Raw genomic sequence first — 10,435 nt, forward strand, 5'->3', positions numbered from 1 at the left:
GAAAGCAAGGCCGAGTAATCGGAGAAGGATTGAAATACAAAATAAAAGAGGCGATTCCCAATAGTCGGGAATCGCCTCTTTTATTTGGGGATACGGATTGCTTTTAATTTCTGAAAACCAGTCCGTCGTCAGTGGCATTGGCATCCACTGTAATAGGTTTGCTGCGGTCTACTTCCTGGGACAGCAGCTTCTTCGACAAATCGTTCAGCAAATAGTGCTGTATGGCACGTTTCACCGGACGGGCGCCGAATTCAGGGTCATAACCTGCATTGGCAAGGAAGTCTATGGCGGCATTTGTCAGAACAAGTTCCACACCGTTACCGGAAAGCATCTTCTGCACACTCTTGATTTGGAGCACCACAATCTGCTTGATTTCGGGCTCTGTCAGTGGCAGGAACATGATGGTTTCGTCGATACGGTTCAGGAATTCCGGACGGATGGTCTTTTTCAGCATATTCATCACTTCCTTCTTGGTTTCCTCTACGATTTGCTCCTTATTGCTACTGTTGAGTTTCTCCATCTGGCTTTGGATATAGCCGCTGCCCATGTTGGAGGTCATGATGATAATCGTATTCTTGAAGTTGACCGTACGTCCTTTATTGTCCGTCAGACGTCCGTCATCCAGCACTTGCAGCAAGATGTTGAATACGTCAGGATGCGCTTTCTCGATTTCGTCGAACAGGACGACAGAATACGGTTTCCGCCTTACGGCTTCTGTCAGTTGTCCGCCTTCATCGTAGCCCACATATCCCGGAGGCGCTCCAACCAGACGGGAAACGCTGTGTTTCTCCTGATACTCGCTCATGTCGATACGGGTCATCATCGTCTCGTCGTCAAAGAGGAACTCCGCCAGCGCCTTTGCCAATTCCGTCTTACCTACACCGGTGGTTCCCAGGAAAAGGAATGAGCCGATAGGACGTTTCGGGTCTTGCAGTCCGGCACGGCTGCGGCGTACGGCATCGGATACGGCCTCGATGGCTTCATCCTGTCCGATAACCCGTTGGTGCAATTCCGCCTCCAGATGCAACAGTTTGTCCTTTTCGCTTTGCAACATCTTGCTTACCGGTATGCCGGTCCAGCGGGATACTACGTCGGCGATGTCTTCAGCGTCCACTTCCTCTTTAATCATGGCCTTGTCACCCTGCATTTCGTGTAGTTTTTGCTGAGTTTCTTCAATCTCCTGGTTCAGCGCTTGCAGTTTGCCGTAACGGATTTCGGCCACCCGGCCATAGTCGCCTTCCCGTTCTGCTTTGTCGGCCTCGAACTTCAGGTTCTCTATTTCCACCTTATTCTGCTGGATTTTGTTGACAAGGGTCTTTTCACTTTGCCATTTCGCCTTGTACGAGTTTTCCTGCTCCTTCAGCTCGGCAAGTTCTTTGCCGATTTGTTCCAGCTTGGGCTTGTCGTTTTCGCGCTTGATGGCCTCGCGTTCAATCTCCAGCTGCTTTATCTTACGCGAGATTTCGTCCAGTTCTTCCGGAACGGAATCGACTTCCATACGTAGTTTGGCAGCGGCTTCGTCCATCAGGTCGATAGCCTTGTCCGGGAGGAAACGGTCGGTGATGTAGCGGTTGCTCAACTCTACGGCGGCGATGATGGCATCGTCTTTGATGCGGACGTGGTGATGGTTCTCATAACGTTCCTTTAGACCACGCAGAATGGAAATGGTGCTCAGCGTGTCCGGTTCGTTCACCATGACAATCTGGAAACGGCGTTCCAACGCTTTGTCTTTTTCGAAATACTTCTGATATTCATCGAGGGTGGTGGCCCCGATGCTCCTCAGTTCGCCGCGTGCCAGGGCGGGTTTCAAGATGTTGGCGGCATCCATGGCGCCTTCGCCCTTGCCGGCACCCACCAGGGTGTGAATTTCATCAATGAAGAGGATGATGTCTCCTTCGGACTTCTTCACTTCGTTGATAACGGCCTTCAGACGTTCTTCAAATTCGCCTTTGTACTTGGCACCGGCCACCAGTGCACCCATATCCAGGGAGTAGACTTGTTTGTTCTTCAAGTTCTCGGGGACGTCTCCACGCAAGATACGGTGGGCAAGTCCTTCTACGATAGCTGTTTTACCGGTACCCGGTTCACCGATAAGAATCGGGTTGTTTTTGGTACGCCGGCTCAGAATCTGCAGGACACGCCGTATCTCTTCGTCACGGCCGATAACGGGATCCAGTTTGCCGCTGCGGGCTGCTTCGTTCAGATTGATGGCATACTTTTCCAATGACTGGTAAGTGTCTTCGCTGGATTGTGAAGTCACTTTTTCTCCTTTTCGCAGTTCGTTGATGGCTTCCCGCAGTTCGCGTTCCGTCATCCCGGCATCTTTCAGAATGGTGGATGCAGTGCTTTTCACATTCAGCAAAGCCAGCAGTACCGGTTCCAGGGAGACGAATTCATCACCCATTTCCTTGGAATATTGGGTGGCCTTCTGGAATACTTCGTTCGTTTCACGGCTCAGGTATGGCTCTCCACCGGATACCTTGGGCAGGGAATCAATCTGCTTGTCCAGTACAAGTGCTATCTGCTGACCGTTCATGCCCAGCTTCTGGAAGATGAAGTTGGTGACATTTTCACCCACTTTCATCACGCTTTGAAGCACATGCACGGGCTCGATGGCCTGCTGTCCACGGCTTTGTACCAGGTTCACAGCCTCCTGCACTGCTTCTTGCGCTTTAATGGTAAAGTTGTTAAAGTTCATATTTTGTTCTCCTTTCTATTTTATCAGTTTCATAACACTTGGGAAGGCGCAAAAGATTTGCCATTGGCACATTTCGGACAAATTGTCTGCATATAAATCTTGTAAAATGACAAATTGTCTGTAAATCAGTCGTTTTGTATCTTTCTACTTCATTAGATAAGAAGTTGGAGCAAAGTTTCTTTTCGTATTAAACTCTATTGGATAAAGAGAATGACAAATAAGGGTGTCATGCAGTGAGGGCCTATATGTTTTAGTAGCTAAGTCTTCGTGTCCCGGTTCCAAGGTTCTCGTGTTGCGGGAGGGCAATAAGCTAATGGAAGATAAGAGGACAAGACACAACGATGACTTCATTTTGTTCTGTCTTTCGGTTCTCTCCCTGCCTGTTCCCTACCTGCTCCGTGTATATACAGATGGACTAGATAGGGGCCGGATAGGGAGCAGGTAGGGAGCAGGTGGGGAGAAAAAAGGAAAATGTTCTGTTTGTCGGATTTTTCACATGATTCAATTTCGCCAATGGGTAAGTATATATGTTCACGGCTCTTTCATTTAACTCCTTTAAATTTAAGCGAAAGAGTCTTACACATGTTTCACCCTTTTGTGTATCGCCCTATCCATCGGGGTTTCAGGTGAAACTTCCATGACTGTTTGTTGCATCTATATATCCAGCGTGTTGCATCTATAGATGTAGCACGACCAAGTAGAGGATTATGACCGTCAAGTAGAGGTTTACAGCCGTCAAGTAGAGGTTTACAGTTCCAAACCCAAGCTTCAGCATCAGTTGTCCTGTCTATTTCCCGCCCCAATAGGTTTCACCGCAAACAACTGTCAGCCAGCCGATTTCTATAAAGTTGAAGGATATGAAGCTTTGTTTGCCTGATTTATACTTATCTTGTGATTTGGAAACGTAGGAAACTTTCAAATTTAGCACAAGGAGGGCATAGTGGTTCTCACGCTATAGCGTGGGCTGCTATTACCATATTCGTGCTAAAGGTTTTCCCCAAGGTTATTACTATTTTGCCCCACTGTCTAATGAAAACTTTTCATTTTGAGGTATGGCGTTGATGTTCCACAATGGGTACATTTGAAACCACCTCATAATGGCACGGTCATAATTCTATCGGACATGTCAAATAAATAGTGCCGTAATAAACTGAATCATAAAACAGTAGATTATCATAGTTCAGCCCTGATTATTACATCAAATATACTGCACATTAGAAAAAATGTAGTAACTTTGCGGATGACAAGAGAATTAAAATGAATATAACGGAATATATAACTCGTAATGGTGGCTACATATCGTCAGCAGAAGCCAAAAAGGTATCACTATATGACCAGTTATTGTATGGTACGAGAACCGGGCGGATTGTACGGTTGCGCCGAGGCGTATACGCACTCAATAATGGACTGGCCAAACAAATGATTGATGTCGAAACATTGGTACCAGGCGGTGTGTTGTGTCTTTATTCCGCATGGTCGTACCATGAGCTTACAACTCAAATTCCACAAGCATACCACATTGCGGTAGAACGCACACGACGGATAACGCTTCCTGTGTTCCCGCCTATTGAACTTAGTTTTATGACACGAAGGCTTATGAGCTTGGAGTTATTGAAGTGGAGATTGACGGTTTCAAGGTTAAAGTGTATGATTTGGAAAAATCGGTCTGCGATGCCATCAAGTATCGGAATAAGATTGGATTGGATGTAAGTTCCGAAATATTCAATAACTATCTGTCGCGCAAAGAACGTGACATCACCCGTCTCTATGAATACGCATCGCAACTGCGAGTGGGTAAAAAAATTGATGAGCTGATAAAATTTATTCTATAATGAGCAAGACATATGCAAACTCCGGAAAATCGGTTAAGGAACGGCTGCTGAATTTATCAAGAGCGGAACACTACAATCCGCAAATGATGATTTCCCGTTACATGCAGGAACGGCTGCTTTATCGTTTGTCCATCAGCAACTACCGTGAGCGTTTTATCCTAAAGGGCGGTGCGTTGCTTTACGCTCACGACCGCTTTGAAGCTCGTCCGACCTTGGATATAGACTTTATGGCGACCCGTATCAACAATGATAAAGAGAACATCAAACGAATTATCAAGGAAATATGCAATGTTGAATGTGTTCTTGACGGAGCCGACTATGACGCTGATACGGTAGAAGCGGAGGATATAACGGTAAACAAGGAATATCACGGAGTACGTGTTTCTGTCGTTGCTCATTTTGACACTGCCCGTCAGCGCGTATCTATGGATATAGGTTTTGGCGATGTCGTTACTCCTGCACCTCAAGAACTGGCTTTTCCTGCTTTGATTGATACTGTGCCGCAAGCGGAGATAAAGGCTTATTCATTGGAAACTGTCGTTGCGGAAAAGTTCCATGCCATGATAGTTCTCTCTTTGGCCAATAGTCGCATGAAAGACTTCTTTGATGTCTATCGTATTCTGGTGACAGACAGGGTGGATAGTGAAATACTGTCGGATGCTATTACATCTACTTTTGCAAATAGGGAAACTGGTTATCGGGAGAATCACCCCTTATTTACCGAAGAGTTTTTCTCATCGAAAGACCGCCAATCCTTCTGGAATGGCTTTCTGCGGAAAATAAAATACCCGGAATCCATAGATTTTCAGACCGTCGGCCTATTGATAAGAGAACGACTGCAACCTTATTGGGAATCACTAAGAAACGAGAGCATATTATGAACTATAAGCATATGATTATATTAATAGTTCGTTAAAAATTAGCCAATCCTAAGCAGCTTTGGCTGTAAATGAAATGAGTTCTTTGAAAAGTTTGTCAATAACTTGCGGGTCTGGGGTAATCCCACACACGCAAATAAATCGTTCAAGCATATAAGCATTGTGTATGACTGACTTGCAAGAGGATATGGAATAAGTTATTCCGAGTCTCTTACATGCCGCTTTGGCCAAGTTTACAGCGGCGAGCGATGCATGGAAGTGAAAATCCAGCTTTCTGAAGTCTGTTGACTGAGAGTTGGTGATTCCTGCATGCTGCTTGCTGTCTCTAAAGCAAAATTCCAGTTGGAACCTATTTCTGTAATAATCCAGAACTTCGCGTCCATCCATCGAATCGTCTGTAGAGAAGTAAAGCTGCCACTTGTCTGTCCTTCCGTTCATGGGATACCAGGCGGATAAGGAAACGTACCTTTTGAGAGCCGACAGGCACTCGGATTGGTATTGCATAAGGCGTGTTTCTTTAGTCATAATCAGAAGAGTTTGTAGACTTTTAATTTGCTAAAGGTTAACGAATTATGCAATACTTTTCTTCTTTATTATCAGCGGGTCAGTTCCTTTTTTCAGCACATTTTTCATGCTTAACCATTCGTTTTTGACAACGTTTCAATGACCTCTTTAGTATTTCCGAACCAGCTTTTGCCGGTTCTATTGTTTAACTTTTAAAGTTTCGGTAAAAATTTACCAAAGTATTGTATGTTCCAATACAAAAAGTGTAGGAATACAAGGATATTTGCTGCACTTTGTGTATTTTTGCACTCGGAAAGGGGTGACCTTTCCAAGACATACGAGAAAAAGAAGGAGCGTTATGCTTATCTTGTGATTTGGAAACGTAGGAAACTTTCAAATTTAGCACAAGGAGGGCATAGTGGTTCTCACGCTATAGCGTGGGCTGCTATTACCATATTCGTGCTAAAGGTTTTCCTACGACCTCCAAATCAGAACATGGCATTGCAGTGCCACGCTTCGTGGTTTGTATAAAATGGCTTTTGACACTGAAAGTCTCGCACAATTATGAAACATTTATTTTTATTAGTGCTGTCCTTTTGCGGATACGTTTCTTTGTCGGCTCAAATCTCTAAAGTAGATTCTTTAGAAGAAGTTTTAAAAGCTAAGTTGCAGAACAAGCAGGTATTATCTGCCGAAATACAAAAAATAAGTTCAGGTGGATTAATGTTCTCCACAAAAAAGCTGGATAAGAAAATGGAAGAGAGCAGGCAACTCAACAATGAAATCCAGTTACTGCATGAGCAAATTTCTGCCGAGAAAAAAGCTGGTGGATATTATAAAAGACTTAATCTGAAAAATGAAACTTCCGATACTATTACCGTAAAGATATTGGACTACGTGAAATTCATGAATTGGTATAATGTGGAGCAACTGCGCATTGAGCAAGATTCGGAAACAATTACTAATGCCGATGAACGTTATAGATACAGAAACAAATATCAAAGGTTGAAATCCTTGATAGAATATGAACTTGATTTGACATACGAGAATGTCTATAAGGAAATAGGAGACCAAACTCCTTATTTGGAAGTGCAGATTCCCCCGCTTCCCCCTAAAGAACTGACTCCCTATGAAAAGAAATTGCTTACCATGCAAAAAGAAAAAGCAGCTATGATTGCTGGCTGGGAATGGTAGATGATAAGGATAAAGCAAATTGGGAAAAAAAAGACGTTGCTTATCCCGAACAGTATAGTTTCTATGTACATAAAGAGCATCCGGAATATCAAATCAAATTCCGGAATTTAATCGATGACGGAAGAATATTTCCTCTTGTTTTCGATGAAAATGAATTGATTCGGATAAATGAAATAAACCGGGACTACCTACCAATGGATAAAATCAAAAAAGCTGTTTTTAAAAAGGATTTCTTAGCCAATAAATATAATGTGACGGATGAGAATGTACGTGAGTTTATAAAATGGCACTTGGGTATGCCAAGTAAATTGGATGTCATAGGAAGTGCGGCTGTAAAACAAATGAGACAACATAAAGCGGAACAAATAGAGGCTACGACTTTACAAGAAGCAAGGCAGGCAGCAGTTTCTGAAGAAAAAGTGAGAAACATAATGGGGGCAGTTCTCTCTACAAAAGAAGCGGAATTGGCGGAGAATTACATAAAGCAGCTGGATATAGATCATGAAAAAGATTGGGAAATTGCAAGCGTTACAAGGAAAAGCGGAACATCGTTTGAAGTTTTATCAGCATCAGGACTGAAAATAGTGTTGACATTCTTTGCTGAAATCAACTCTCATGAAAATTATTCAAATGTGGAAGTAGAAATATTGGAGGATTAAGAATATGGCGGTATCATTATTAATGAGAGATTCAAGCGAAAAAGATGGGCATAATCGAAACAATACTCGATTATGTTTTATCATGGACTATAAGACGTTCCTCTACTATTTATGCGACAGAAAAGCCTTTACTATATCAATATTGCAGAACGATATTATTTAGATTATTAGATATAGAGGATTATGAACATATAAAAGTTAAATCCGTAGAGACCTGGAAACAATGGAATTACATTGATTTACATGCTAATGTGGAGCTGGAATATAACGGAAACACGGAGCATCATGCCATCTTAATTGAAAACAAAGCATATACTGCCGTACATGATAATCAGTTGATACGATACAAACAGATATTTGAAGCATCATATGATCAAAGTCTGTTTAAATTGCATTTTGTTTTGATAACTTGTTTTGATGATATTCCTGAAAACATTCTCTATGCTTGTGAAGAAGCGGCGTTCAAATGTCTTTCTCTTTTGGATTTGTTTTCCAATGAGCAGAAAGATTCAGAAAGTGACCTGTTCAATGAATTTTGGTTACGGCAATGGTGATGAAATGAAATATTCATTTAAAATTGATTGAAACTTTTGTGTCTGAAACAATATTTTGTAAGAGGTGATAAATCCTTGTTTGGAATATACTGAACAAGGATTTGTTGTTTCAATGGCTTGATGGAATTTACTTAAAAGTACAAAATGAATTCAATCTATTGTTCATTTAAATAATATTCGTAGTTTTGTATTCAAGAAGAGTTATATGCTAGCATAGCACCATGAATCTTCGAAATTCGTAGGTTGCTAATTCGTCACACTATTTTTTTAAGTAACTCGCTGAATGCCCGTTTTTTATTGGTTAAACCAAATAATAAAATCTAAGATAGGAGATAATGGAGGATAAGATAAAGTTTCCGGCAAATGTGATATTGATAGATGTTGCATTTCTGAATGAAGTGGTATATGGTGCAAAAAACTTTTTGGAAGGTAAGTTGGGACGGAAGCTACCCGATGTTGACCTGCCGGCATGGTTGAGCTATCTGGCACTGGACGCCGGCTTGAGAGAACAGGAAAATGAGGTGGAAGTGTTGCTGGTGCATACTCCGGCAGCGGATGTGCTGAAGTGTTGTGAACCATCCGATGTGAATAAACTGAATCACCAGGCATGCCGTACACCGCTGGGCGAATTTGCATTTTCTTCCGTCACCTCTTCCGGTTTAGTCTCTACCGAAGAGTTGTTTCTTGACCTGATGAACCTGGCACTTGATTCTGCTGATGTGAAGTGTTTGATGCTGTTGCCTTTCCATCAGGTATATGGTAATGGAGTGGAGGAGAAGCTGGCGGGTTTCTTCAAAGACAAGAATGAGGAAGAACGGGGCAAAGCTGTGTACTTCATTACGGAGGAACCTCTGAGCCCGGTGTATTGCCGCCTGGAGCCGGTGTTTTATTCTTTGGCGCATGCTTTCGGCATCAAGTCTGACGAATTATAAGATATAAGAAGTACATGAGCGATTTCCGTTTAAAAGTGTTCCTGTCTGTGGCGAAGAACCTGAGTTTTACAAAGGCTTCGCAAGAGTTGTTTGTCAGTCAGCCGGCTATAACCAAGCATATCCAGGAGCTGGAGGCCACTTATCAGACCAGACTCTTCGACCGTCAGGGAAGTAAAATCAGCTTGACCGAGTCGGGCCGGCTGCTCTTGGAGCATTGCGAACGGATATTGGAGGACTATAAACGGCTGGAATATGAAATGCACTTGTTGCATAACGAATATATTGGCGAACTCAAGTTGGGAGCCAGCACTACCATAGCGCAGTATGTGCTTCCTCCGTTGCTGGGCAGTTTTATCGGCAAGTTTCCGCAGGTCAACTTGTCCTTGCTGAATGGGAATTCCAGAGAGATAGAAGCTGCTTTGCAGGAACACCGCATTGACTTGGGATTGGTGGAAGGGGTTTTCCGCCTTCCCAATCTGAAGTACACTACTTTTCTTGAGGATGAACTGGTAGCGGTAGTCCATTCCAAAAGCCGTTTGCAATTGCCCGAAGAGATTACTCCCCAGGATTTGCCCGCTATTCCTTTAGTGCTCCGTGAGCGCGGTTCGGGCACGCTGGACGTGATAGAACGCTCGCTACAGAAGCACGGCGTCAAGCTTTCCTCACTCTATGTACTGATGTATCTGGGTAGTACCGAAAGCATCAAGCTCTTTCTTGAAAACTCCGATTGCATGGGAATCGTGTCTATCCGTTCCATCTGCAAGGAACTGGCGACAGGCACTTTCCGCGTGGTCGAGATAAAGGATATGCCCATGCTTCGCGACTTCTGCTTTGTCCAGTTGCAAGGGCAGGAAGGAGGATTGTCACAAGCCTTTATGAACTATATGTTTATGTCGTCAAAGGATTTTTTGATGGGGTAGGGAGAGGCATGCTTCCCTTGCAGCCTTTCTGCCGTTCTCCACAATGGCGGTGGCGTGATGGAATTCCATCATGTCATACTCATCGCTTTCCATCTGTATCAGCAGGTCGGGGCGGCTTTGCTCTATCTGGTTGCGGGTGATTTGCTGCAACATCAGTCGGGATGATTTTGTAAGTAACTGGTAAGGCGATAACGTTTTTCGCTTGCCGCCTTTGGCCGGGGCATTGACGTCGACGGCTATCAGCATGTCGCCTGCGTGAAGAGT

At 43.5% G+C, this 10,435-nt stretch carries 9 protein-coding genes and 2 pseudogenes; 8 read left to right on the forward strand and 3 right to left on the reverse strand.

The annotated features are described in order from the left end of the window. Positions 1–103: 103 nt before the first annotated feature. Positions 104–2,698 carry an ATP-dependent chaperone ClpB gene (gene clpB, locus JCM16496_RS19620; RefSeq protein WP_025836262.1) on the reverse strand — a complete coding sequence of 865 codons (2,595 nt, stop codon included), beginning with the start codon at positions 2,696–2,698 and terminating at the stop codon, positions 104–106. A gap of 1,257 nt (positions 2,699–3,955) precedes the next feature. On the opposite strand from clpB, the gene JCM16496_RS19625 reads away from it, so the two are divergent. From JCM16496_RS19625 to JCM16496_RS19630, 3 genes are read left to right on the forward strand one after another with little or no spacing between them, the layout of a single operon-like run. Continuing rightward, the gene (locus JCM16496_RS19625; RefSeq protein WP_369346682.1) at positions 3,956–4,408 is read left to right on the forward strand and encodes a type IV toxin-antitoxin system AbiEi family antitoxin domain-containing protein; all 453 of its coding nucleotides are present in this window, start codon (positions 3,956–3,958) and stop codon (positions 4,406–4,408) included. Then, positions 4,315–4,530, forward strand: coding sequence for a hypothetical protein (locus tag JCM16496_RS25115; protein WP_369346683.1), 216 nt, complete (start codon positions 4,315–4,317; stop codon positions 4,528–4,530). The genes JCM16496_RS19625 and JCM16496_RS25115 overlap by 94 nt, the downstream gene beginning before the upstream one ends. Next, positions 4,530–5,411: a nucleotidyl transferase AbiEii/AbiGii toxin family protein gene (locus JCM16496_RS19630; protein ID WP_025836263.1), complete on the forward strand. Its 882-nt coding sequence runs from the start codon at positions 4,530–4,532 to the stop codon at positions 5,409–5,411. The genes JCM16496_RS25115 and JCM16496_RS19630 overlap by 1 nt, the downstream gene beginning before the upstream one ends. 48 nt (positions 5,412–5,459) lie before the next feature. Here JCM16496_RS19630 and JCM16496_RS19635 read toward each other — a convergent pair. After that, a pseudogene (locus JCM16496_RS19635) lies at positions 5,460–5,891 on the reverse strand (transposase); the annotation flags it as partial. A 585-nt stretch (positions 5,892–6,476) separates the two neighbouring features. Between JCM16496_RS19635 and JCM16496_RS19645 the strand changes: the two are divergent. From JCM16496_RS19645 to JCM16496_RS19665, 5 genes are all read left to right on the forward strand, one after another. After that, complete coding sequence (locus JCM16496_RS19645) at positions 6,477–7,106, forward strand: hypothetical protein (RefSeq protein WP_128809749.1); 630 nt, start codon at positions 6,477–6,479, stop codon at positions 7,104–7,106. Beyond that, the gene (locus tag JCM16496_RS19650; RefSeq protein WP_025836267.1) at positions 7,100–7,765 is read left to right on the forward strand and encodes a hypothetical protein; all 666 of its coding nucleotides are present in this window, start codon (positions 7,100–7,102) and stop codon (positions 7,763–7,765) included. Before JCM16496_RS19645 ends, JCM16496_RS19650 begins: the two co-directional genes overlap by 7 nt. A 44-nt stretch (positions 7,766–7,809) precedes the next feature. Next, on the forward strand, positions 7,810–8,319 hold the full coding sequence (locus JCM16496_RS19655) for a PD-(D/E)XK nuclease family protein (protein WP_244440505.1): 510 nt from the start codon (positions 7,810–7,812) through the stop codon (positions 8,317–8,319). A 335-nt stretch (positions 8,320–8,654) separates the two neighbouring features. Next, positions 8,655–9,251 (forward strand): DUF6621 family protein, encoded by a 597-nt coding sequence (locus JCM16496_RS19660; RefSeq protein WP_025836268.1) that lies wholly within the window; start codon positions 8,655–8,657, stop codon positions 9,249–9,251. Between the two features lie 14 nt (positions 9,252–9,265). Next, positions 9,266–10,171 (forward strand): LysR substrate-binding domain-containing protein, encoded by a 906-nt coding sequence (locus tag JCM16496_RS19665; RefSeq protein ID WP_025836269.1) that lies wholly within the window; start codon positions 9,266–9,268, stop codon positions 10,169–10,171. Here the strand turns inward: JCM16496_RS19665 and JCM16496_RS22795 are convergent. Further along, positions 10,148–10,435: pseudogene (locus JCM16496_RS22795) on the reverse strand (hypothetical protein); the annotation flags it as partial. The gene JCM16496_RS19665 and the pseudogene JCM16496_RS22795 sit on opposite strands and share 24 nt — an antisense overlap.

Source organism: Bacteroides rodentium JCM 16496 (assembly GCF_000614125.1).
Taxonomy (GTDB): Bacteria; Bacteroidota; Bacteroidia; order Bacteroidales; family Bacteroidaceae; genus Bacteroides; species Bacteroides rodentium.